Consider the following 24,542-nt stretch of genomic DNA (forward strand, 5'->3'; position numbering starts at 1 on the left):
GCAGTTTTCTTCCCCCCGATCGGGTGGCAGAGGGCGGTGCAAACGCCCGTCCACACACAGGCGGGCAGCCACCACCCCACGCAGACCCTAATCCAGGAGGTCATCCATGATGTCAGCTGAAACTCACCCCAGCTCAGAGCACCGCGAGACGCCACGGAGCGACCGTGACTTCGCAGTCGACGAGAGCATCGACGTCCGATCACTCATCGCGAAGGAGCAGACACTACCCTTCCTCGGGCTCACCCCCGCGGACGCGACAACAGCCGACTATCCGGCCGGTATCGAGCCCACTGGTCGCCGCTTTCTCAACACGGACGCAAACGAGTCCCGCTCCCTGAAGGTCGTCATCAAGGCGCTCCCGCAGGCCAGCAGCGGAGAACTCCACGCGGTCAACGAATTCGTTGATCCAGCGGACGAGACGGTCGACCCCGAAGAGATTCGTGATGTCGACGGCCTCAACGCTGACCTCCTCGAAGCTGCGACCGGCCAGTCCATCGAGGAGCTCGCCGCGAACGCGCCAAGTGACCGTCTCCTTGACGTCACCGATCACCAGGACATTATCGACCGCCGTCGCCTCGCCCTCGCAGCACTCGGCTACCCCGTCAAGTTCCGCTGGCAGATCGCGACCTCCACGTACTCGATCGTCAACCCCGAGGAGGCCTACCTCCCACTGATGGGGGCGCTCCAGAAACACGGCGCAGACGAGGCGTTTGGCTGGGCAGATATGCGGGACTGGGGTGGCGTCGCGAAACTCACCGTTATCCTCCCAGGCTTCCGTCGCGAACTCGATATGAGCCAGTCGGATGGCTCGACGAAGGCCGCTATTCGCGAACACGATGCGCTCGCCGATGTCGATCCCACGATGAGCGATGGTAGCGACGAGGACGACGAGACAGCGACTGTGACGGTCTACGGTGGTATCCAGACCGGATACGACTTCCGTGGCTCCCAGACGATGTGGGCGAAGCCCCTCCTCTTCTTCCCGGGATCGGGGACGGTTATGTACGGTGTCGGCCAGCGGTACTCGCGGCGACACGTCGGCGATGTCACGAACGCTGCGCACGAACGCGCTCACGACCGCGTCCCCATTATGGAGTGGTGGGGAAACATCTACGACGATCTCGACGAGCGAACGACCACCGTCGACGATGTCCTCGTTCGCGCCCGCTCGGTTGCGATCGACTTCGAGGAACTCCCCTTCGACGTCGACGACTTCTACTTCTACCTCGGTATCCCCAGCACGTACGCCGAGAGCGCGAGTACTCGAGCTGCGCGCATCGCGATGCCTGACTCCTATCCCACACTCTGGAATCTCCAGTTGTCGCTCCTTGTCGCCCTCGGTGAATTCGAGGGCGCCCGGGCCTCCGACACCTTCCAGGCTTACAATGAGGTTGCCCGCGACATTCTCTTTTCACCCGGCAAATCCATCCAGCTTGCCGCCCGCGAGCACGACCTGCAGGCCGATGACGACGAGCCGAGCATCGCGCCTGACCAGCAGACGCTCAGTGATGCTCTCGGTGAGGCATTCGCTATTCCCGGCGTCGAAGTCGCCTCTGAGCGCGACCTCTCAGATACTGACGCCCAGCGCGTCCAGAACACCATCCAAGAATCCCTGAACCAGTAGTCTGAGAGATGCGTTCCCGTCACCCTCCATCACCTCTCAAGACTGACCGCGTCGCCTACTACAGAGATTATCCCCCACGAGATCCTATCTCCCACTTCGACTAACCAGCGCGCCAACTGCGACCACCATCCTGTTACGGTCTCACAGTCGAACATTTTTCCCGCACTTCGCTCCGTGAACGCGATTGACCAGTTATGTCACAAGTAGCCCCACAGTCCATGAGTACCGACGACCAGCAACGGTTCCTCAGCCACCTCGCTGCCGGCCTCATCAAAGAGACCGGCGGAGATCTCCCAATCGAGACACTTCACCTCCGCGCCAGCGATTATCTCGACCTCGACGGCGACACCGTCACCCAGCTTGTCGAGGACGGGGCTAACAACGGAATCTACACGCTCGACCGCGACAGCGACGGCGGTCAGCGCATCACGAGCGTCACCCCAGAAGGCGACTGCCCGACCGAACTCGCCGCACACGTCGACGCTCTCACTGCCTCTGCCGACAGTATTGATTTCACCATCCTGGACGGCGTCGGCGAGAGCGTCGAGCAGAACCTCATCGACACGGGGTACACCACGTTCGGCGAACTACACCGTGCAGACCCCGAGGACCTCACGGATATCCCGACGCTCACAGGGAGCAAAGCCCAACTCATCGTCCAGCAGGCCGGCCAGCACGTCCAGGTCGAGACAAAGATCGCCGAAGACGCCCTCGCTCGCTACCGTGAACGCCTCGGCGATGACACCTCCGGCTCGGCGACCGTCTACTCCATCACTGACGTCGATCAGGACGTCGGCGACCCGCTCGCAGTCGTCGACTCCTCGATGCCGGTCGAAGAGGCAACCTTCTACGGGCTCCCTATTCTCGAGGATAACGACCACCCACATATCGTCCGGAAGCGCGATATGCCCACGCGGGCCGATGAGGTAATCGCACCGAAGACGACGACGATGGAGGATGTCCAGCTCGACACGCTTGAAGCGACCGCGATGAAGCTCGCTCGCGGCAACCGCGGCCTCCGACTGGTCGGCCCCCACGGCGCCGGGAAGAACTACCTCCTCAAATATCTCCACTACAAGACGAATCGCGTCCTCGTCAGCGTCGACGCCGACGCCTCGATGCTCGCCCAGGACCTCCTCGGCATCTCTACTGTCAACGAGGACCGCATCGTTGTCTTCCGCGACGGCATCCTCACGAAAGCGATGAAGCACGGCTACACGATCGTCATCAACGAGGTGAACGCCGCACCGGCGGGCGTGATGATGGCCCTCCAGAAGGTCCTTAATCAGAACGTCCTCACCGTCAAGGAATCCGGCGAGGAGATCATCCCGCATCCGGCCGCTCGGATCGTCGTCACGATGAACCCGCCAACGCGCGAATACCGAGGGAGCGAACCGATGAATGCCGCGACTCGTGACCGCTTCCAAACCATCTTCTTCGACTATATGGACCCCCAGGACGAGATCGACTTTCTCGATCAAAAGTACAATACGAGTCGCCAGCGCATCGACCGAGACAGCCTCCGTCGGATGGTCGAGTTCGCGAACGCCACCCGCGACAACGAAACGTGGCCGACGCTCTCCACCCGGAAGCTCGAAGACGCCATCGACTGGTACGATCTGGGGGCGAGCGTTCGCGGTGCCCTCAAACACGTCGTGAAGGCGAGCGCCGAAACCCATCAGAACCCCGACGATACCTTCGAGAAACTCGAAGACACGTGACCGACAGGACCATCTCGCAACCCACACCTCACGATGACCTCACCTTCCAACGTCACTGTCGATGTCTGACCCACCACCGTACCTCGTCGAGAACTCTCTAGAGTACTTTTCCGATATCTCTCACGCCCGCTAACTCACCTATTCTGCGGACTTAGAGAGATTAACGAAAGACTTCGTATTTTCTGGGTGTCGTAATGATTTTCAGAAATTCTGTGACCAACTTAGATCTTGAGCTCGGAACAGCGGTAATACAGTACTGACAGCTAATTCTGAGCATCCCAAAGCGCTACCAAGATTGCAGCAATCCCAATCCCGGCTTTTCCCCATCCCTGAACCCAGGAAACGGTTATCACCGAAAAAACAACCACTACAAGCCCTACCCACGGGAGCCGTCTCCTCGTTTCCTTTGGTCTATTACTCATATCTCTTCATCAGATCGCCGGTAGTATTTTGACTGCGTGAACATATGCGTTCACATGACTCGATCAGATGATCCCCGCCCTGGAGCAGTTTTAACTCGTCAACAACGCGACTATCTTCGAGGAAACGTTGACAAGTCAGGTGATGCTGACCGCGCGTTCCGGTACAAGATTCGGAAACGACTTCGCGCTGCTATGCACGATCTAGCACTTGTTTATAACCACTTGTCAACGGATGAACTCCGAACGACGTTTGAAGACGATCACAGACCAGATGAGCCGGGAGATGACCCAATACCTGGGTATGCTCCCAGGAATAAATATGGGTTCATCGGGCATGGATATGAAGATGAGCTTGGAATCCCACGTGAAGGAGATCTTGAATCTGGATTCCCTGGTGAGATGAATGTAATTGAAGCTGGGCTTCTACATCTTATCGAATCCAATCCGAGATATTCAAAAACAAATCCTTCGATGCAACGCTCATTACGCGACTCAGCCGCGTATCTGTGTAGAGCTGCTACCGCCGCGCAGATCAAACCTGACCGGGTTCTTGAAGACGGGTATAATGTATTTCTTCGAGATCATGAACGGATGGACTGGATAGCATATGTCAGAAAATACAGCGAAAATGCAGCATACAAAGAAGCGCTAGATATAATCAAATCGCCTGAAAGAACCGATTTGAATAGGATGCACAGGACAGCTATTAACCGACGAGGAAAAACAGTAAACGACCTAGTTGAGCGTTTTGACTAATCATTCGTCAGTCCTGTACTCGAGGTATACTATGGCAAGGTGGCCGTGGATCGCTTAGTAACACCCGATGCACCTAAACAATCGACAGGAGATACTACACCAACCACGCTCATACAAAATGACCCACATAATCGCCGTATCTGACTGGCGCTCCCAACCCATTGACGATCTCTACACCATTCTCGAAACTGTAGAACCAACTCCAGATCTACTACTGTATGCCGGCGATGACCTCTCCCGTTTCAAAAACGCCGATACCGACACAGATCATCTTGCAGAACTTGCTCGCCTCACGAAGCATCAACAATCACTCTATGTCCGAGGTAACGACGACTTCCCCCCGTCAACCGGTCCTCAATTCGATACGGAATTTACCACCGACCTCCACAGGACACCATACACTCACGAGGACCTCGTATTCATCGGTCAGGAAGGATCGACCCAGGGTCCTGGACTCATCACCTATACCGAGAACGACGTCCAACGGCACCTTTCCGAACATCGCACCGCTTGTGAAGACAGAACCCCTATTCTCAGTACCTCACAAAGCCGGTTAGTTAGAACGTCTGCTTGCTGAGGATGTGCACTCCAACAAGCAAGCAGACAATGAAATCCACGAGGACCAACTTCTTAACTTCCTCGTCAACACCCTTGACGAGGAAGTTGCTTTCTGTCTCGGAGCTAATGCTGAGTTCGATGCTAAGGATATCTACGAGGTCCTCGTCGGCGCTTGCGCCGACGGGACCTCGATATCCGAACTCTGTGAGACCAGTGAAGACTCTCCCCACGAAAACACAGTTCTGTACCACCTCCGCGAGAAGTTCGAACTAACATCGGTTGAACAAGTCGGGAACGCACTCCTCCAGAAGGACGTTCTAGAGGTCCTTCCCGAGCAGGTGGAGGTCATCGCAGACCTCCACCTGCGGCCCTACTACGGTGACGAGGATGAGACAGATGGCCTCTATCACTCAGAAGCCAAGCGTGGAACCACCGCGTTCCACGCTTACGCGACACTCTACGCGCGTGTGAAGAATAAACGATACACGCTGGCGGTGCGCCGTCTCGTCGACGGCGACACCGCCAGCAGTGTCCTGGCTGAGTTTCTTGGCCTCCTTGACGGCCTTGACCTCAGCGTCAAGGCCGTCTATCTTGATCGGGAATTCTACGATAGCAAGTGTCTCACGCTCCTTCACGCTCACAACTACGCGTACGTAATGCCGATTGTCCGCTGGGGAAAGACGATCAAGCAGGAACTCTCGGAAGGGTGGAGTCGAGTCATTCAACATGAGTTGACAGGGAAACTCGACGGTCACAGCTGGACCGTCGAGTTTCCCGTCTACATCGACTGTACCTACCAAAACGGACGGTACGACGAACATGGGGTGGCGCGTCACGGCTACGCCGCTGACGCGCCGTTTATTGAGACACCACGAGATGCGCGATATCACTACGCGAAACGCTTCGGTATCGAGGCCAGCTACCGGCTCTCCGAACAAAGCATTGCGACGACTACAACGCAGAATCCAGTTGTACGGCTGTTGTACGTCGTGATAAGCCTACTCTTGCAGAATGTCTGGCGGTACCTCCATTGGGAATATGTGGCGACGCCCCGCCGTGGCGGGCGTCGCCTCTGGCCGTGGTCGTTCGAAGAGTTCATCAACATGCTGTGTCGGGCAGCGTGGACGGCCCTCGCGGTGCGTCGGGCCGTCCCCGCCAATCGGCCACCAGACGATCGGTTCCACCGGTAACTCCCAACCGGACTAGCCAGCGGTGTGAGTGGCGACGCTGTCGCGTCGGCGGCTGATCGCCGCCGACAGCGACCGTTCTCCGTCGAATCGCCCAATGATACTCTCGTCGAGACCATCAGTGCAACCGCTCCGACACAGAACTCAGACTTCAGAAACAGCTAGCCGAGGATGCTTTGTGAGGTACTGATTCTTGTCACTCACACCCCTCCCTTCAGCATTCTCGACATCGGTAAACGATTCGGGCAACAACATATCGGATCGAAAGCAGTCAGGAGATTCTTAGACGACATCCAGCCCCCAGTCACCGTCTGCGGTCATTGCCATCAATTCGGAGGCAGGGCCGAAACCCTCGAATACGGCACGGTGATCAATATTGCGTCACACGACGGATTAGACGACCCAGGAAGATACGTACTCATTACCATCGACGCCTCGAACGAATCTATCGAGTACGAGTTCTACAACACTCGCCATCTGCTAGGGAGCCGACTGACTGATCTCGTCCAGGTCGGGAGAAACCGAGTGGAACAGTTCAGTGAGTTAGGGATCACTAGCCCAGATGAGATTACCGAAGAACGACGTGCCGAACTCGAAGCCCTCCCTGGAGCCTCGTCATGGCACGTGGACCGGTGGATTGTTCATCGACAGGCTTTCGAAAACGATGAGGTCGTGATTCTAAACAAGTCCGCCTTCGGCGACCTTCACGATACGAACCCTCTCCTCTTGGACATAGAAACGGACCTTCAGCAGGACCGGATCTGGCTGGTCGGCACCTACAGCTACCAGAACGATGCGTACCGACAATTCTTCGACCCGGACGACGAGTCAGCACTCCTTCAGGAGCTGTCTGAGTACCTTGATGATCACGGCTCCGAGCCAATCATCTACTACGGAGGGAACTACTTCGACGAACAGTGTCTAAGTCGGAGATTCGACGAACACGGCATCACTGAGGGGGTCGACTATCTGGAGCGAGCACACGACCTCGGCATAACTGCACAACAGGAACTCTTCGGGCCCTTCAATCGGCATAAATTGGACGTCGTAGCGAGTGCACTCGGGTTTGAATATCAAGACCCGACCGTCGATGGATTTGTGGTCGGGAGCAAGTACACGCGATATCTCCTCGACGGCGAAGAACCAGACTGGAATCGACTCAAACAGTACAATAACGACGATGTGACTGCACTGAAAACCATCGTCGACCACATCAGGTCATAGGTTTCTCACGCGCCACGACCCGTAGCCGCGTTCCTCTGACCACCGTTCCCTGAGGTGAATCCAATAATGTCGTCACTCACACCAGCGTCGAGCGGCGCTGAAACAGCGCGATCCGTTCTCCCCGATCGCCCGGCTCAGGCCCGGCGTTCCTCACAACGGACGCGCCGACTCACTGAGTACATTCAGGCTCACACCGGCGAAAACATCGAAGTCGTCCTCACATCACACGTCCAGACTGCGTGCGTTCTCCCGGCTGACGCCGATCGCCTAATCGACGCCGATGCGACCGACTTCGACCAGCAGGCCGCCCAGCAGCTCGTCGATGCCGTCGACGGCGACTACCTCGTTCTCATCTCCACCAATCCGGCGAATCTCGATAACCTCCCGCTCGACGACCAGCTCACGGCCGACCGCGCCCAGCAGTTCGGCCTCTCACTACACGAACTTGGCCACATCCGCTACACGAACATCTCGACGGTCGCCGACCACCTTGACGAGCGCGTCGACGAAGAGTATCAGGAGTTCGTCCACGGCCTCATCAACTACGCCGAGGACGCCGCGATCGAACACCAACTCCGAGCGGCACAAAGTCAGCTCGCCGCCGACCGCCTCGAGCTCGTCAACCGGAGTCTCACTCAGATGGCGAGCGATCTCCCCGACACCGCTACTATCACCTTCACCTACCGGGACGCGATCCAGTCCTACCTCTACGACCACGGCATCTACGACTCTGGGAAGAGTGACGTCCTCCTTGACCCGGACGACCTCCGGATCACCTTCCAGTCCCAGGATGACGCGGCGGCCTTCGCGCAGACACAGGACGCGCTCGATGACCTCCTCGCGACCGTCCTCAGTGAACCAGACTCCGTGAAGCGTGGAGATGCCGTGCTCGACTGCTGGGAACAGACTATCAAGCCGCTCCTCGATCAGATGGACGAGGACAACCACCAGCAGGGTCAAGAAGACGAAGACACCGCCGCAACGGGTGGCAGTAGTCCGAACACGCCCCCGTCGCCCTCTCAGTCCGACTCGTCGACGCCCGACGAGTGCGAGCAGGGCGAGTCGAGCGAACCGTCCGTTGACCCCGACACGGACGCAGAGGCACCCGATGAGTCGCCGGAGGATGCACCCAGTGGGGACGGCGCCGCAGACGCCGATCCGAGTGACGTCTCGGAGTCGCCAACCGACGACAGTCCGAAGACGTCCGGAGACACCCCTGACGGCGTACTGGGTGAGTCGCCCGCTGACGGCGACCCCTCGGAGGCATCGAGTGACGACGCTTCCGCGGAGCCGCCGGCGGACTTCGACCCAGAGAACGTCTCCCTCGAGCAAACTCAGGATGGGCCCTCCGCAGACGTCCTCGCCTACCCGGACATCGGGACGGCAGACACCGCTGACGAGCTCGCTCCCGACGACGTCGAGTCTACTGATGCCGACGACGAAGCCGCGTCTGAGTCCGCGTCCAATGTAGAGTCCGATGCCGGGCCTAACCCCCAGGCCGAGTCGATGGACACTTCCCCGGACGAGGGCGAGAGCGACGATCCGTCGGACGAGTCGGGGACGAGTGCTGGTGGTGCAGACTTCGTGGACGGAGAACGTGATAGTGGTGTTGGAGCGTCCAGCGGAGACGATCTTGAGTCCACGTCCGACGAGGTCGGAGAGCCAGCGGCCGAAGAGAGCGGCATCGAGGAGCAGGGAGACGGAGAGGCCACCGAGGGCGGCGCAGACAGTAGCGGAGCTTCCGATGCGTCGAGTGCCCCGTCGAACGGGCAGGCGTCGCTTTCGGAATTCCTCGGCGGTGACCACACCGGACGCGACAGCGGTGAGGCCGCGAGTACCGACGAGGAGGCGACCCCAGATGGCTCAGATACCTCAGATACGTCCGACACTACCGGTGGAGACACAGATGGCGCAGGAGCGCCCGACGACCGCGCTGACGGCGTTCCATTCGGAGACGATGGAGTGGCCGGAGACGCGGCTGGCGGCACGGACGGCGGCGACACAGACGCCACGGAGAACGAAAGCACCGGCACGGCAGGTGAGGATGAAGCGGACATCGACTCAGACACGCTCGACGACCCCACCGATGACGGCACTGTGCAAGACGGCGAGATGGACAACAACGGCAAGCTGGCCGAGGAAGCCGCAGCGCCGCTCGCCGAGCCAGCGTACGATGATTCCCTCGACGAACGAGCCGACGCGCTCAGCACGGACCACGACGCCGCTCACGAGGAAGCTGACCGCGCCACTCCCGATCAGGACGCGCTCGAACGCGACCTCGAAGAAACCGTAGCCGCCCTCGAAGATCTCACGAACGACGGCGACACCGACGAGAGCCCCGACACAACGACCGCACGGCGACGTGGCGGCGCCGGCGCAGGAAAGGGGAGTCTCGACTCGCTCTCGATCCTCCCACAGATCGGTGAGCAGGCACCTCCCGCGAGGTGGCAAGCCGCGACCGCGGGTGCAGACGCCGTCGGTGGCACCCTCCGGATGGCGCTCCGAGAGAGTCGCCGCGACCAGACCCGCAGCAGTGTCACCAGCGGGAGCTTCGACCGGCGCCGCGCTGGCGCCCTCGCCCGCGGCGACGTCGACGCCTTCAGCGTCCGCCAGCAGGGCGACGAGAAACAGTACGACCTCGTCCTCGTCCTCGACCGCTCCAGCTCGATGAGCAATCTCATCGACACTGCCGAAGACGCTGTTGCACGGTTCGCCCTCGCCTGTGAGGACCTCGGCATCAACGTCGCCATTATGGACTTCGTCTACGGGGACGCCCGCCTCATCAAACCATTCAGCGTCGAAACCGATCACGTCCAAGCGAGTCTGATGAGCGGCGAAACGGCTGGCGGGACACCCCTCACTGATGCTCTCGGACTCGCCCGCCGCCTCCTTGACCAGCGCCGCGACTCCCCCCTCGTCATCATCATCACTGATGGTAAACCCGGCTCCGCAGACGACTACCAGCAGGAGCTCCAGCAGACGTACGCGCCTGTTTGCGGGCTCACGCTCGCTCTCGACACTCCCCACGGACAAGCTCCGGAGCGAGCGAAGGATGTCGAGCAGTTCTACGACCGCCATCTCTACGTCCACGACGCCGCCGACCTCGACCGCCGCCTCGACCAGTTCGCCGTGATGTTCGACGGCCTCTAACTATGAGCACCGACACCGGCTACGCCCCCACGCCGCCCCGCGTCGCCGACTTTATGACAACCAGCGTCTTCGGCATCGACCGACCCACGAGCGAGGATACGGTCTTCTACCCCGGCCTCGGCACGGGACACCTCTACGACGCTGTCCACCGCTACTGCACGCCCGGCGATGGCTACGTCTCAAAATTCGACTACGATCCCCCGCAAGGCGTCGCGTACGAGATCGATCCAGAGCTCGTCACCGAGTTCAGGCAGACACATCCTGACGCCGCCCTCAAAGTCTACCAGGCAGACTTCCTCACGGCGACGATCGACGAACGCGTCGACTACGTCCTCGCGAACCCTCCGTACATCCACTACAACGACCTCCCCGATGATCGCCGCAATCAGTACACCGACCGTTTCGATACCGCTCACGGTCAGTACAACAGCTACTACCTCTTCTTTGAGCAGGCGCTTCGCGCCCTCACGCACGGCGGCACCCTCACCTTTCTTACCCCTATCCAGTATCTCTTTGCGGACAACGCCCAGCCCCTCCGTCGTCTCCTCAGTCGGCACACGTTCGATGCGTTCTACCTGATGCCGGACGCGATCTTCGACGAGACCACCCAGACGATGATCACCACGCTCCGCAAGGTCGAACATCCTCCGCCGAACTTCGCTTGGTCCCCGCCTAGTGAGTCCGACTTCTGGCTCAAACCCCTCTACCGCTATGAACATGACTACTTCTTCCCCGACCGGACGGATGATGAGAAGACCGCTCTCTGGGCCGACTATCGAGACCTCGCCCGAAACCTCCGCGGACCGGTCAGACGAGCTACTACCCGCCGCTCCAAGACGAGGCAATCTCCCCCCGAGCAGGTAGAACTCATCGAGTACTACTTCGGGTCGACTGTATCCACTGCCACTAGCGATCAAGCAGAGCTATCCAAGTTCGGGTGACCATCCAAGCGACCGCCCTGTTTTATTATAATGGCTCGGCTTTGCACGTAGAATATCTTATATTTAGATGGGCGAAAATGGCAGACAAAGCGGCCTTTTCACAGGAACCCGGGAGTTTGTCGCACGCCGATTCGCTCCCCTAGAGCCATGATCTACGCGAACCCCGGTCCAGTGAAGATTGGTTCACTGCCCCACTGATTTCTGGAATCCACCAGGAGAACGCTTCTTGTGGCTATTTGGGCGAAATATATGTCAATCACTCAACGTGCAAAGCTGAGATAATGGTAGAATTAAATGTTCATTCATCTTTTAATTCGGTGATCGTATACGAGACATCTTGTTCCAAATATAGGAGGTTGGCTTGGACGGGCTCAAATCGGATTTTCAGCCGGGTTTGTAATCCCTCCGGCTCCTCCATCATTTCTAATTCTGGCGGAAGATGCAACGTTTCCCCAATGTCACTAATATCGTTCGACCATTCCTCGGCGAAGTCATCTAATTCGTCCAAAGCCTCTTGCAATGTCATCGTCGTACTCACTTCGTTCTTAAACGGCCGGTGGCGGGTTTCTGCCCACTCTTCCACGAGATCCTCATCTTCCTCCGGTATGTCCTGTTCTGGGAGATGCAGCGGATTGAAGAACGGACCGAGTTTACGCTGCTGGACAACCCGCCCATCAGCTGTTTCCGCTTCCACCTCCACCCATGACACAGCAGGCCGCATCGCCTCATCCAAGCCATCATACAACGCGGACAAATTCGAAGCAGACTCTATTACCTCAATCTGCTCGTCGACAAGAAAACCAAGGGTCCGAATTTCTTCATCAATATGCTGCTCAAGCTGGGCAAGCCTCCGATACCAATCAAGGTGCTCCCAATCAACCGGCGGGACTGATATCTGAGACTGTGGCCGTAATTCACCAACATTTCGACCCTCTGCAATAAACTGAATGGACTCTAACGCGTCATCTGCTGTCGCCTTCGCAAACCGACACACTTCAAAATAGTCTGACACCGAAATTAACGTATTACTGAAGGACCAGTTGACTTGGCCACTAAATTCTCCGTACTCCTCAACGACCGCTTCGAACTCATCACGATCCATCGCATCGATATGGAACAAGTGGTACGCACCGTCCTGCCTAGGATCAAATGAATACTGCACCGAGTGCGGGAACTCGTCCGTATACTCCTCCTCATCTACAATAATGAACTGAGCCCGTGTCCCGTCACTATACATCCGCAGCTTCGCCGGAAGCACCGTCGCAAAGGGCGTCGTCTGCACACCGTCCTGTAGCGAGAACCCCTCAACCGGGGTTACGTCAAGCCACAGCACTGGGATCGGATGCTCGTCCGACGCTTGCAACACGTCTCGAATCAAGCCATCATTGAGGAACCGCAAATTCTCTGTCCGGTATAATTCGCCGTCAATGTATAGCTCAAGTGCTGGATCGTCCATTAACTCGAACACAGCATGGTCTGGCACGTTGCGCAATCCCGTGACTTCACCGTCATAATAGAGATAACGACCATCATCCTGTAAACTGGCCTGCACCGCAACATTCCCATAATACAGGCCATTACTGTCCGTCAGGATCCCAACACCCTCGATCGTGTCTCCAACCCCCATTGGCGCTTGATCCTGACGTCCTTCGCGTAGAGCGGCTTCTTTTGCCTCGATCTCGTCAATCACGTCGGTGATCGTATCGCATGAATCCAAGTTACTGCGGACGACATCCAAAATCATTCGCGTTCGTGATTGGAGTCGCTTCACGTCACGTTCTAACTCGGGGAAATCACGAGCTGCATCATGCACAATTTGGCTGCGAATATCGTACATCCGCTCGAAGATCGGTCGATATTCTTTCTCGAACTTCGGCATAATCTGGAGTAGACGCATGGCTCGTTCCGCCAGCTGCTCCTTCTTCTGCCACACGGTGCGGTCGGGAACGAGAACGTTCTCTAGGGCGATGATGAATTTCAAGAACTGATCCTCAGGATGATAGCTTTCTAGGCCGTACCGGAACCAGCGAAGGCTGTTTTTGTATCCCTGCTCCAATTCCGATGGATTGTCAGAGATGTTGAAGAACGATTGCTGCCGGTCAACGTGATTTCTCACCTGCTCTGTCGACAACACCGATCGATGGCCATACCGCTGGTTCCAGGACTTGAACCGGTTACTCGTTCCATCGGGCTCGAATTCGTAGAAAATGTAGCTCGGCTGCTGAAACGGCGACGCAATTAGGCCGTGATCGCGATAGAAATTCAGGACGTCTAGAACCCGGGAGAGTTCTTCCCGCATCGCCTTCCGCGTGACACCGCGTACTGGGCCTGTCGTCGCCATATAAGCGAACTTATCAGCTAAACCGAGGTCATGGTCGACAAACGATTCGGGAAGAACATACTCCGCCTCATCGGACTCCGCGCTTTCGCCCTCAACCTTCAATCGATCTCGGAGGTCAAAATCGCTGTGAGAGGCTGTGTTGAATCGCCATACGGCAGCGAGGTAGGCCGCTAAATCAAAGGAGTTGAAGCGGGAGAGTTCCGTTGACCATGACGCAAATCTCCCGCTTCATCGGGGAGGTTGTACCGGTTGCTCAAAGAGTTACTGGCGATGGAGGCGAATCCGCCGCCCCAGAAGGTGGCGGCGGATTCGCCGACTATGCACTCGTTTCCCTTCACTGTCTGCGGATTTACCTCGATTCGTCGTACCGCATGACGATCGACCTGCTCAAAGAGATGCCACAAATAATCGGGGAGATCGGCCTCAACGCGGCCGATCTCCCCGCGCCGTCCACGTTGTGTAAGGCGTTCGACCGGATCAGTATGAGCGTCTGTCGAGTGCTGCTGCGCCAGTCGGCGCAGCTGCACGATCTCTCTGAACACGCCGCGATCGACGCCACGTTCTACGACCGCTCACCAGCCAGCCGCCACTACTGCCAGCGAATCAGCTACCGCGTTCAGAAGCTCAAAGTCACGAAACTCGTCGATACAGCGTCTCAAGCCGTCCTTGACGTCCACTGCTCTACAAATCGGAAAGGGAGCGACGCAGACCTTGCCGAGCAGATCGCCCGCCGAAATGCGGGCGATCTGCGGTCTCTTGCGGCCGATAAAGGCTATGACAAGCAATCGCTTCGTGAAGGATTACGCGACCTCGGGATCAGACCGCTGATCAAACACCGCATCTTCGCAGCGTACGACCACGCACACAACGCCAGAATCGACGATAACCGCTACAATCAGCGCTCTATGACTGAAACTGTGAACTCGGCTGTGAAGCGCTCGCTCGGCTTCGCCGTGCGAGCGCGCTCATGGTTTCGTGAGTTCCGCGAAATCGCGCTGATGTGTGTCGTCTATAACATCAAGCGCTTCGTCAAACAGTGAATCTCTACGCCTTACAGCGATTCAACACAGCCCTGTGAGACTGATCGTAGATGGTGATTTGCCCGGCAAACAAGCGGTCGATATCGATATCACAGTCAGGAAGAGGGATGTAGTACTCGCGTCCATAATTGGTCCCGGAGAGTGTGTCGATAAGGTTGTCAATCCGTTCGTCGTGAGAATCGAACTCATCTGTAGTGAACGCATTTAGCAACCGGTCTATATCTGTTTTCGACTGTTCTACAGCCTCCGCTTTCCCAAATGTCCAGCCATCAGCTCGTAGTTCAGCTGATAGCTGAGCGACTATCGTGCGCAGCGTGTCCTGGCTGATGTCCTCCTCGTAGTGGAGGAATGACGCAATATCCTGGATGAGCGCGGATTTGTAGCGGTCGCGAAAATCAGGTGTTCTGAGATCGCTGATTACAGTGGCTAACGCCGCCTGCAGGTCTTCGATATCCGCTTCAACCGAGGATTCGCGTTTCGCAAACTCAGCGATTACACCGCCAAGTTCTGCATAGAAATCATCGACTGACTTCTCAATCCCATGGTCTTCAAATACCGTTTCGAGTTCGGGCTCATCGTAGTCAACCGAGTCGTTCAGTTCACGTTGTAGACGCTCGGCATCTGACTGTCGCTGACTCTCATCAATTTCGAGATAATCATCCAATTGCTCACGGATGTCAGCAAACTCACCGCGCTGTATATCATCGAAGCAGGCCTCAACGTGACGAACTTTTTCCAATATTTTCCCTCGATTATGAGGCTGATCGATAAGCGTCGTCTGGAGACTTTCTAATAAGTCTACAAGTTCCTGACGAGGGCTTGATCGATATCGCTCTGTATCAATGACTTCCCTCCAAGCGCCCTCCAATCGTCGGACACGCTCATCCGAAGTAGAAAAATCGCGGACTCGGAATTTACCTGATACCATAGTATACCTCCTTTATGAAGGAGTATGTTAAAAACAGGCTGGTGAAATCACGCATCGCTGTCTGAACCATTGGCTGATGGCTGATTAGGAGGATTTCGACAGTTCTTAGATGGTAGCAATTGCGCGATTCGCGCCCTGTATTCCGCAGACTAGTATTATCAACCGTCGATGATTGCTATGGAGCCGGTGTTCAAGCACGTCGAGTGAGTCTACCTACTGAACGGGTGCGGTATTCTCACACGCCCGGTCACTACCTGCCGGTTTCTCATAGTACCCTGAGCACCCCCAGAACTGGCGGTTCTTCCCTTTCGGGGATTGAAGCACCATCGGCCGACCACAATCCGAGCAGACCTTCAGTTCGTCTCGCGTTGCCACCGCGTTCTCAAGCTTTTCACGGAGGTTCTGCGGCCACGTCTGTATTCGATACGTCCGCTTCGGCTTCCGCAGTGGCCGCCACGTCGGTTCCTCGCCGGCGTCGGCCACGTTCAGCAGGAGGACCGACTTTATCGCGTCTGAACCAGCTTCACGACTTGCGTTGTCTTCGCGGTCGATCGACGAGTATACCCGCAGGCACTTCTCCCCGTCATCCAGAATCGACTCGTACACCCATTCATCTGTCCAGCCGTACGTCTTCCGCTCAAAATCGACGCTGACACCCTCAAGGAACGTCTCGAACTCGCGACGTGTGATCGGGCGATACGTCTGCGCTGAATCATCCGAGCCGTGCTCTTCAACCATCGCGTCCGTACCCACTCCATCGCCCGCAGCTACCGACTGTTCGGTCGCACCATCGTCTGGCGAGTCGTCTACCGTCTCGACTGGATCCGCAGTGTCTCCTGGTGACTCCGCACCCGGCCACACGACATCGCGGAAGACGCTTGCCTCCGAGTCATAATCGGCGACGATCTGCACGGCACCGACGTCTTGGAGCTGCTCGCGAACGCGATCTGGGAGAGATGCATATGCGGACTCAGACACCGGGTAGCTCTTGATCGGGAGCGAAACGATGTCGAAGACAGTCAGTTCACGATGCGAAGCGTCTCCGAAGCGCATCAGATAGCCGGTCTGGCTCGATAGTTGCGTGCGCGATTCGTGTAACGCTTCGGTAATTCCCGGTCGCTGCTCTGAGTCTACCTCAGCAGTCGCGAACAGTGTGATGACATCGTACTCTATCCGTCCTCGGGTACTGTCCGGTGGCATAACTCATCCGTCTCATCCATATAGTGCTGTCCCCTTGCTTAACACTCTTACTCTAAACTGAGAGTGCCATAGAACGGTCTACATACCTATCGATTGAATTTTCAAGCTTAAACCATCAGTTGAGTCTGATGATTATAAAACGGTCAATCAAGACTCCAAGAGCGAGATGGGTTTTATTTCCATCTATTATGCTTCTAATCGGAATTGACATCCTAGTTTTGTTTCACTATCCTCTATTTTGGGGTGTTTTACTGGGGTTGTTGATAGATATATTCGGTGCTACTATTCTTGCAGTTCCTGATATTCCTGCCATTTGGCACCAAACATTCAGTGGTCGACTGAATTACGCGAAGGAAACCGTAGACAGGACAGGCAAAGGTGGTTTTTCTACTCTGTGTCGTCCAGGAAGCTCACCCACTCAGAAAGAGACCGAAATTGGATTTCCTGAACTATTGGAGGTAATTACACCACTTATACAGGACGGTCTTAGTGATCACACACATGGGCTGTATTTTGTCAAGGATAGTTGGGACGCAGATGATATAAATCGGATTGAAGTAGGGAGTTCATTGGATATAGCGCTATTTGAAGAACTACCGGAAAAAGAACTTACGGGATACAAGGGCTGGACGACTGGACCAGGTGTGCCCGACACTGCCGCCTTCTTCTATCCAAAAAATTTGGCTGATAAAGAAATAAACCGTCAAATTGAGAGATATACGACCAGGATTAGAAGGCTTGGCTTAGCTGTTCTCGTCACCGGCTTCGCTCAGCAGTTCGTTTTCCTCGTCCTCGAAAATTACTCTTGATCTTATCTGTTGTGGGAGTATGGCTTTCTCTATTTGCCGTTCGTACGACTACCTCGTTGGTGGTTTCTTTCGCGCCACAAGCGCAGACGCATGGCAAAAAAGACTCAAATGCCCACGACCTCCGACGATATCCCGTTTCCCCTTCTCGAGCGGGGCGATGTTGTCCGCCTCAAGGAATCCTACGAGCTCGCACCGAGTCGGCATCTCGCTACCGACACCGGAGCCACTGCAGTTGCGCTCGCTGCTACGAGTATTGACCCCGACGACCTCCCCGACCACCTCGACATCGAGCATCTCCTCCACTCTCCTCGGTACGAGGAAATTGACTCCGCCCCACCCGTTCGCACCTTCACGCACGGGATCGTCGCGGAAGTCGCGACCCGGTACCCCGCTCGTGACTTCGATCTACCGGACGGCCGCATCGTCGACTACCAGAATGTCGGCAGAGGCCCACCCCGAAATGTCGCTCTCTTCCTTTTCAATCCCGAGACTGGCCTCATCCTACTTGACCGCGGCGCCGGCGAAACCGGCCGCCCTACTTTCGTTGACTTCCACGCTCAGCGCCTCATCCTCGTCCAGAAGCACAACGAGGCCTATTCCCATCGCGAAATCGACATTGCGGCTGTCTACAACCTCTGGGGAATCACCGATATCGTCGACACACTCGCTGGCGACGAGACCGACAAACCAACCGAACCGCAGCCCCTCATCCCTTTGACTGGGGGCGACCCCGCATCAGCCGCCAGCGATTCCTGGCTCAGCGTCGACCCCGATCGACTCATTAGGTCACTCGCCGCTGAAGCCCAAGAACGGTTCCAGAACAAGAGTCCCGATCTCTACGACGCGATCCACGACACGATCGAGTCCAATCGAGCCGACATCTGGTGTGGGCTCTCCTTCGTCGAACAGATGGCACTCGCCGACCAGCTCACCGAAATGTACAACCTCGAGGACGCCTACGAAACCGAACAAGCCAGCGAGGCACCCTACGGTAGTGAAGATTGGCGTGAAGCCATCCTCAGCGGTTACTCCTGGCATATTCTCCAGAGCGCGATCGTAGCCGTCCTCGACGCCGACCACGACGACCTTTGATCGAGTGCCCCACTTGTGAGTGTCCAAGGATTCTGTTAGGGGCCATACTCCCCTCGCGTTTCTCCTCGCCCACACTGTGTCGAACGGTGCGATCGAACTATGTCCACACAGCCCCCGACGAAGATCCTCTGCCACTGGTCAACGATGGTCGACATTGCGACCAACGTCGCCATCGAATCGAACGATCAGTCCCATCGCGTCGTCATCCGCGAATGGCCTGACCGTCCCCAGGTCGACGTCGTCCACGAGCAGCGCGTTGGCGCAGGCGACGACTGGCAGACCGCGGATCTCGGGGAAGTTCACCCACTCGTCCACCGAAGCACGACTACGCTCTGTACGTGGGTAAAAACGCGCTACGACCGAGGAATCGCGATGGCGAGCTACCGGAACGACACCGAGCATCGGGTCGTTATTCGTCCTATCGAAGCCGACAACAGCTTCGAGGTCGTTCACGAGCGCCACGGGCCCAGCGAGGACACCTGGACGACCGTCGACGACCACCAGATCACCGCCTAGCCACACACAGACAGATGCCACGAGACAGATTCATCGGCGACAGCCCAGAGGACGCCCTCGAAACGTTCATCGACAGGTGGTGTCGCAAGCACGAACGAGACGGCTACAGCTATGCCTACCAGGACAAGCGAATCACCGAGGATCCAGAGGGCAAGCCGAACGCCGACGCGAAGTTCCGGTTCACGCGAAAAGAGACGCTCTACTCGCCGACCTACCGGGAATACGAGGGCTATATTTACGAAACACACGACGGTCGGTTCGCGGTCGAGCACTGGGACTGTTATGTCGATCGTAACACTCCGTCGCCGAAGCCTCCGGGGAAGACACCGCGCCGCCTTCGCGGGCGGCGACCGCGCGACACGCGCTACTGATTGGGTACGTCGAAACACCCGTTTTTGTTGCGGGCTGACTACAACACAAGACGACGGCCCCCGATCACCACACCAACGCGGACGGGGACGCTGAACTACGATCCCGACTGGCCCGTGCCCTCGCTACCAGCGGTTTCGAGGACGTCCTCGTCACCGACCGAGAGACCGCCAAGAAGGTCCTCACGGAGAAGCGCCAGCAACTCATCTCCCGCATCTGTGAAGGCGACATCAAGTTCGTCCGCGCCCTCGCCGATGACCTCGATCGCGACGTCTCCGGCGTCAGTCGCGACCTCAATCTTCTCTTTGAGGCCGATATCATCGAGTTCGATACCGACGACCAACGCAAAATCACCTACCTCAAGCACGACACTGTCGTCGCCGAACCCATCGCGTAGCGACCTACGGACTCGGGCGAACGCTGTCCGGGAGACTCGGGACACGGTCACGAAGCTCAGTGAGGCAAGTTTCGAGGATTGCCATCGGATTCGAGTCTGTGAAGGATGCAGACTCACGGTGCGGTGCTGGCCACGCTTCGTGGTCAACTTGGAAATGACTTGGGCCGAGCTTCTCGTGGGTTTTGTCTTGATGCCAGCCACATGACCACGGGGTCCCCGGTTCATTATACTGAATGCGGAACTCATCGCGCTTGGAATGGGGGCGCCACTCGAATTCAAGTGTCGCGTCGCCAGCGTCCGTGTTCTGGTCAAAAAAGACCGCGCGATCGAGGGTCGCTACGAGACGGACTGGCCGCATCGGACTTGGTTTGGCTTCTACGGTCGTCACGCCAGCTTCCCGTTGAAGTCGATTTGTGACTCGTTTGTGGACCTCGTATCGGTGGAGATGCGTGTCTCCAGAAATCGGTGGATTTCCCATTACACTGTCACCGAGTCAGTTGGCGGAGGCAATACGACTCTCACGAGTCGCCTCAATCGTATCATAGAGCTGAATCGCCTGCTTGATGAGCATCGCCTGGTGCTCATAGTAGTCCCAATCCTCCGCGTCGTGGCGCCGCTGCCGGCGTTCGGATGCCGGAATATCATCACCGACGGTCGCCCGAAGTTCGTCAGCGGACTCCACATCGTACTCCTCTTTCCACTCGTCGATATCGTCCCGGATCGCATCTAGTTCAGCCGTGAGTTCGTCTTTTCGATGGTCGTTGACGAGGTCACGGATCTGATCGAAATACTGGGTGACTGGATCTGGATAGTAGCGGGTCTCGCGGCCCCGCTGGATCGTCGCGAGTTTATCCGCTTCGACCAGTTGCGTGAGATACTTTTCAGCCGTGTTTCGGGCAACACCAGCAGCCTCAGCTATCTCTCCCGCATTTTTTGGTTCACGAACCGTCATCGCAACCTCCCGAATCCGGGCGACCTTTGCCGTGTGATCCGTGGTCCCAGAGTCGCTCATATACGTATTCGGATCTCCAGCACCATTACTGTTTTGAATCATAGTTCAAAATATTGAATTAGTCTTGTTTTTCGCCCGCATACCGACGAACGGGCCTCGCATCCATCGCTGTGACGCCGTTCGAAGAGGAGATTCACTATGATCGACTTCGAGTCCGCAATCCAGTCCACACTCATCCAGCTCAACGACGAGCATAGCCACACCGAGCTCGACCCCTACACCTTCCACCCGAGTCAGCTCGCGAAGTGCCCCCGCCAATGCTACAACTCAAAACTCGGTCTTCTCGACCATACCGACGCGCTTGGCACCTTCCACACGGGAACCACCATCCACGAGTTTATGGAAAACGAGGTCATCCCAGACCTCGACGTCGAAACCCAGCGCGAAGTCGCAATCGAGATGGAGATGGACGGGCTTACGATCATCGGCCACGCCGACTTGTACGAGCCCGGCACCAACACTGTCTACGATTATAAGTCGCGAGCCAACTGGTATCGATTCAATCCACCCATCGAGCGCCACCTAGATCAGATCTATCTCTATATGAAGGCGCTTGGTGCGTCTCAGGGTCAGATCGTGTACCTCGCAAAGTCCGATCTCGAAGTTCGGACGTGGCCACCGGAGAGTGCCGACATCGACGCCTTCGGTCCCGATCCGGGACGCGTCCAAGACCTTCTCGAGAAAGGCAAGCACATCGCCGCCACAATTATCGACGAGGGCTACCCGACGAGCCAAGAAGAAATTCCCTTCAAGAAGTGCGACTGCTGGCTCTGCGAGAAGGAATCCCTTCGCTTCGATCATCTCCAGATGGATGCTGACTCAACCGAAGCGTGCAACGCACTCGGAGTAGAAGGGGACGATACAACGGACTTCGAGGGGACTGAAGATGACAACAGCGGGGACGCCACAAGTAGTAGTGGCGTCTCCCAATCTCCTGCTGACGTCTGAACACTATCATCTACTGTCCCCATTCTCATCTGCCTCCGGCCGACCACTTCGATGAATTCTATCGAGAAATCAGATTAGCTCAGTAATCCAAGGTCGTTGAGTCGATCTTCAATGTTTACCAGGGCCTTTTCAGCGTCATCGAGTTGTGTTCCACCAGTAATGACGAGTTTCCCACTCCCAAAGAGGAGTGCGACCACGTCAGGGTCATCGAGTCGGTAGACAAGCCCCGGGAACTGTTCAGGTTCGTATTCGACGCTTTCGAGGCCCAGACCGATCGCGATCGCATTCAAATTGAGCGTGTGGTCGAGATCCCCACTCGAGACAATATTCTGAATTTCAATCTCCGGCGAGGCTGCAACATCGACCCCCAACTTGCGGAGTTCGTCGAAGACGTGCTTAAGCGCAGTCGTCACGTCATCAACGCTGTTCGCTCCCGTACAGACGATTTTTCCCGAGCGGAAGATGAGTGCTGCAGCTTTGGGATCGTGCATCCGATAGACGAGTCCCGGGAAATTATCGGGATCGTAGTCGGTCGCTCCTAAGTCTCCAGAGAGCGTTTCGAGGTCGAGTTCTTGACCGATATCAGACGAGGCAACGACGTTCTCGACTTGAATTGACTCCGTTGTCATACTCATAGGGATATCTACCAGTCACGAGTGTCTTAAAAACAGGTGGGTGAATTCGAGCGATGGGGGTAGTACTTTCTGACCGAGCTAGAGGTCGCGGGGCTGGACAGTCTTTCGGTCGTTCGCCTCGGCTCGCTGGGCGGCCTCGTCGATTAGCTCAGTCACTTCGTCATCAAGCGCCTCATAGAAATCTGCCGCAACGTTGTGGTCGTTGAGCGCTTCCTTCACGGCCGATTTGACAATCAGGTCTGCCATACACTCGGGTTGTTCTCTCGTCCTCTGTATAAACATACAGATATCTGACTCGGTCCCTCTAGGAGTGTTCACGGCCACTTTCAGGGCAACAGACGTATTCAATAGCACTACGTATCAAGTAGTAGGACGATGCACGATCTGACTGGATTCCAACGGGACCTCCTGTACGTGATCGCTGGCCTTGATGAGCCCCACGGCCTCGCCATCAAGGAAGAACTCGAAGACTACTACGAGAAAGAGATCCATCACGGCCGACTCTACCCGAACCTCGACACGCTTGTTGAGAAAGGGCTTGTCGAGAAAGGCGAGAAAGACCGGCGAACGAACGTCTATACGCTCACGCGTCGTGGCCGTCGTGAAATTGAGGCTCGACGCGAGTGGGAGTACCAGTACGTCGAACCCGCAGAGTCCGCTCCTGCATAGATACGCTTAAACAGCCAATCCAACCTATCGAACGAAGTTTACTCCCCTCCACCATTATATCCATTCAGATGGACGACGAGGCGTTCTTCGAACAGCTACGGTCAATCTGTTCAGATGCTGTTGAGTCGTACCGGGCGGAGTACCCGGACGCACCACCCCTGACCGAGTCACTCCAACAGAATTCCGATGGCCCCCTCGCGAGCGAGGGTGACCTTCACGAACGCTTCGATGAACTCACGCGATTTTACGACGACCTTCTCGATGTCGATTCCACACCGTACCGCGAGATGTGGCGTGAACATCTTGTGTACGACTGTTCGCGTAGGGAGCGTCTCGCACTCCTCACGAGCGATCTGCCGGCCTCATTGACGCTCGTGTTCATCGGCGGGCGATATTCCGCGCGGACGGGCAGAATCGGCGTGAGCCCCGGGCAGCTCCCCGAGACGACGGCGTACACGTATTTAGCGTCGGAGTTGTGCCACGCGTATCAGCACCAGTTCGACTCACCAACGTGGAAACACCCGTACCTGCAGGAAGGTTTCGAGCAGGCAGTGTCAGTCCGTACGCAAGCACATTTCGCCACTGAGCTACAGTACGACTTCTTGACTCATCTCGCGGAGAGACAGCATACGAAGACACTCTTAGAGGGCGTCCTTGCCCACGGAACGCGTCGAGGCGGGATCACACCGACGGCCGTTCGTGAACTCGGTGTTACCGACGAGGAGCTGGCTGCGCTTCGATCTCACCGTTTGTGGCGGCCTCTCGGATATCTTCGCCCGCGGTACTTGTGGAGTGATGTTGCATTCCTCCCCGAATACGCCCTTTTCGGCTCATTGCTCCTTGTGAGTGAGGCAGCGGACATCTCGGCTCCCTATGCCCGGGCGTTCCACGGCAACCACCCGTGGACATCAGTTATCGACGAAATCACTGCCTCAACACCCGGCTGGCTCTGGCGTCTCTATCATCAATAACAACCATCCTGACGGACGAAGGCGAGTCTTCA

At 56.9% G+C, this 24,542-nt stretch carries 23 protein-coding genes; 17 read left to right on the forward strand and 6 right to left on the reverse strand.

Annotated features, from left to right (window positions below):
- Window positions 1-109: 109 nt before the first annotated feature.
- The 8 genes from BLU74_RS14510 to BLU74_RS14545 all read left to right on the forward strand — a co-directional run bounded on the left by BLU74_RS14510 (window position 110) and on the right by BLU74_RS14545 (window position 11,583).
- Window positions 110-1,624 (forward strand): hypothetical protein, encoded by a 1,515-nt coding sequence (locus tag BLU74_RS14510; RefSeq protein ID WP_245332985.1) that lies wholly within the window; start codon window positions 110-112, stop codon window positions 1,622-1,624.
- A gap of 218 nt (window positions 1,625-1,842) precedes the next feature.
- The gene (locus tag BLU74_RS14515) at window positions 1,843-3,345 is read left to right on the forward strand and encodes a helix-hairpin-helix domain-containing protein (RefSeq protein ID WP_217635387.1); all 1,503 of its coding nucleotides are present in this window, start codon (window positions 1,843-1,845) and stop codon (window positions 3,343-3,345) included.
- Between the two features lie 614 nt (window positions 3,346-3,959).
- Entirely contained in the window at window positions 3,960-4,523 is a 564-nt protein-coding gene (locus tag BLU74_RS18580) for a hypothetical protein (protein WP_139175830.1), read from the forward strand.
- A gap of 118 nt (window positions 4,524-4,641) precedes the next feature.
- On the forward strand, window positions 4,642-5,100 hold the full coding sequence (locus BLU74_RS19550) for a metallophosphoesterase family protein (RefSeq protein ID WP_342702057.1): 459 nt from the start codon (window positions 4,642-4,644) through the stop codon (window positions 5,098-5,100).
- 4 nt (window positions 5,101-5,104) lie between these two features.
- Window positions 5,105-6,271 (forward strand): ISH3 family transposase, encoded by a 1,167-nt coding sequence (locus BLU74_RS14525; protein ID WP_089768600.1) that lies wholly within the window; start codon window positions 5,105-5,107, stop codon window positions 6,269-6,271.
- A 168-nt stretch (window positions 6,272-6,439) separates the two neighbouring features.
- On the forward strand, window positions 6,440-7,492 hold the full coding sequence (locus BLU74_RS19395) for a ribonuclease H-like domain-containing protein (RefSeq protein ID WP_245705812.1): 1,053 nt from the start codon (window positions 6,440-6,442) through the stop codon (window positions 7,490-7,492).
- Between the two features lie 66 nt (window positions 7,493-7,558).
- Window positions 7,559-10,642 carry a VWA domain-containing protein gene (locus BLU74_RS14540; protein WP_089768602.1) on the forward strand — a complete coding sequence of 1,028 codons (3,084 nt, stop codon included), beginning with the start codon at window positions 7,559-7,561 and terminating at the stop codon, window positions 10,640-10,642.
- Window positions 10,643-10,644: 2 nt separating this feature from the next.
- On the forward strand, window positions 10,645-11,583 hold the full coding sequence (locus BLU74_RS14545; protein ID WP_089768603.1) for an Eco57I restriction-modification methylase domain-containing protein: 939 nt from the start codon (window positions 10,645-10,647) through the stop codon (window positions 11,581-11,583).
- 298 nt (window positions 11,584-11,881) lie between these two features.
- Here BLU74_RS14545 and BLU74_RS14550 read toward each other — a convergent pair whose 3' ends face one another.
- Window positions 11,882-14,026 carry a HEPN domain-containing protein gene (locus tag BLU74_RS14550; protein WP_089768605.1) on the reverse strand — a complete coding sequence of 715 codons (2,145 nt, stop codon included), beginning with the start codon at window positions 14,024-14,026 and terminating at the stop codon, window positions 11,882-11,884.
- A gap of 107 nt (window positions 14,027-14,133) precedes the next feature.
- Between BLU74_RS14550 and BLU74_RS14555 the strand changes: the two genes are divergently transcribed.
- Window positions 14,134-14,964: an IS5 family transposase gene (locus BLU74_RS14555; protein WP_089768607.1), complete on the forward strand. Its 831-nt coding sequence runs from the start codon at window positions 14,134-14,136 to the stop codon at window positions 14,962-14,964.
- Between the two features lie 4 nt (window positions 14,965-14,968).
- Here BLU74_RS14555 and BLU74_RS14560 read toward each other — a convergent pair whose 3' ends face one another.
- Window positions 14,969-15,892 (reverse strand): hypothetical protein, encoded by a 924-nt coding sequence (locus BLU74_RS14560; RefSeq protein WP_139175832.1) that lies wholly within the window; start codon window positions 15,890-15,892, stop codon window positions 14,969-14,971.
- Window positions 15,893-16,105: 213 nt separating this feature from the next.
- The gene (locus BLU74_RS14565; RefSeq protein WP_089768611.1) at window positions 16,106-16,945 is read right to left on the reverse strand and encodes a recombinase zinc beta ribbon domain-containing protein; all 840 of its coding nucleotides are present in this window, start codon (window positions 16,943-16,945) and stop codon (window positions 16,106-16,108) included.
- 275 nt (window positions 16,946-17,220) lie between these two features.
- Here BLU74_RS14565 and BLU74_RS18585 point away from each other — a divergent pair, with 275 nt between their 5' ends.
- The 5 genes from BLU74_RS18585 to BLU74_RS19700 all read left to right on the forward strand — a co-directional run bounded on the left by BLU74_RS18585 (window position 17,221) and on the right by BLU74_RS19700 (window position 20,275).
- Window positions 17,221-17,901, forward strand: coding sequence for a hypothetical protein (locus BLU74_RS18585; RefSeq protein ID WP_139175834.1), 681 nt, complete (start codon window positions 17,221-17,223; stop codon window positions 17,899-17,901).
- Window positions 17,902-18,009: 108 nt separating this feature from the next.
- Window positions 18,010-18,993, forward strand: a complete 984-nt coding sequence (locus BLU74_RS14570) for a hypothetical protein (RefSeq protein WP_089768614.1) — start codon at window positions 18,010-18,012, stop codon at window positions 18,991-18,993.
- A 99-nt stretch (window positions 18,994-19,092) separates the two neighbouring features.
- Entirely contained in the window at window positions 19,093-19,509 is a 417-nt protein-coding gene (locus BLU74_RS14575) for a hypothetical protein (RefSeq protein ID WP_089768615.1), read from the forward strand.
- Window positions 19,510-19,523: 14 nt separating this feature from the next.
- Window positions 19,524-19,880 carry a hypothetical protein gene (locus tag BLU74_RS14580; RefSeq protein WP_089768617.1) on the forward strand — a complete coding sequence of 119 codons (357 nt, stop codon included), beginning with the start codon at window positions 19,524-19,526 and terminating at the stop codon, window positions 19,878-19,880.
- 212 nt (window positions 19,881-20,092) lie between these two features.
- Window positions 20,093-20,275: an HVO_A0114 family putative DNA-binding protein gene (locus BLU74_RS19700; RefSeq protein WP_449271661.1), complete on the forward strand. Its 183-nt coding sequence runs from the start codon at window positions 20,093-20,095 to the stop codon at window positions 20,273-20,275.
- Between the two features lie 493 nt (window positions 20,276-20,768).
- Here BLU74_RS19700 and BLU74_RS14595 read toward each other — a convergent pair whose 3' ends face one another.
- On the reverse strand, window positions 20,769-21,329 hold the full coding sequence (locus BLU74_RS14595; protein WP_449271660.1) for an ArsR/SmtB family transcription factor: 561 nt from the start codon (window positions 21,327-21,329) through the stop codon (window positions 20,769-20,771).
- 96 nt (window positions 21,330-21,425) lie between these two features.
- On the opposite strand from BLU74_RS14595, the gene BLU74_RS14600 reads away from it, so the two are divergent.
- Window positions 21,426-22,235, forward strand: coding sequence for a PD-(D/E)XK nuclease family protein (locus BLU74_RS14600; RefSeq protein ID WP_139175837.1), 810 nt, complete (start codon window positions 21,426-21,428; stop codon window positions 22,233-22,235).
- 74 nt (window positions 22,236-22,309) lie between these two features.
- Here the strand turns inward: BLU74_RS14600 and BLU74_RS14605 are convergent, their stop codons facing one another.
- Window positions 22,310-22,870, reverse strand: a complete 561-nt coding sequence (locus tag BLU74_RS14605; RefSeq protein WP_089768625.1) for a TATA-box-binding protein — start codon at window positions 22,868-22,870, stop codon at window positions 22,310-22,312.
- Between the two features lie 78 nt (window positions 22,871-22,948).
- Window positions 22,949-23,116 carry a DUF1931 domain-containing protein gene (locus BLU74_RS14610; RefSeq protein WP_089768657.1) on the reverse strand — a complete coding sequence of 56 codons (168 nt, stop codon included), beginning with the start codon at window positions 23,114-23,116 and terminating at the stop codon, window positions 22,949-22,951.
- A 129-nt stretch (window positions 23,117-23,245) separates the two neighbouring features.
- Between BLU74_RS14610 and BLU74_RS14615 the strand changes: the two genes are divergently transcribed.
- Together BLU74_RS14615 and BLU74_RS14620 are read left to right on the forward strand one after the other, a co-directional pair.
- Window positions 23,246-23,539, forward strand: a complete 294-nt coding sequence (locus BLU74_RS14615; protein ID WP_089768627.1) for a PadR family transcriptional regulator — start codon at window positions 23,246-23,248, stop codon at window positions 23,537-23,539.
- A gap of 68 nt (window positions 23,540-23,607) precedes the next feature.
- A complete protein-coding gene (locus BLU74_RS14620; RefSeq protein ID WP_089768629.1) occupies window positions 23,608-24,510 on the forward strand; it encodes a hypothetical protein in 903 nt (300 codons plus the stop codon).
- The last annotated feature ends 32 nt before the right edge of the window (window positions 24,511-24,542 follow it).

The organism is Halobellus clavatus, from assembly GCF_900107195.1.
Taxonomy (GTDB): Archaea; Halobacteriota; Halobacteria; order Halobacteriales; family Haloferacaceae; genus Haloquadratum; species Haloquadratum clavatum.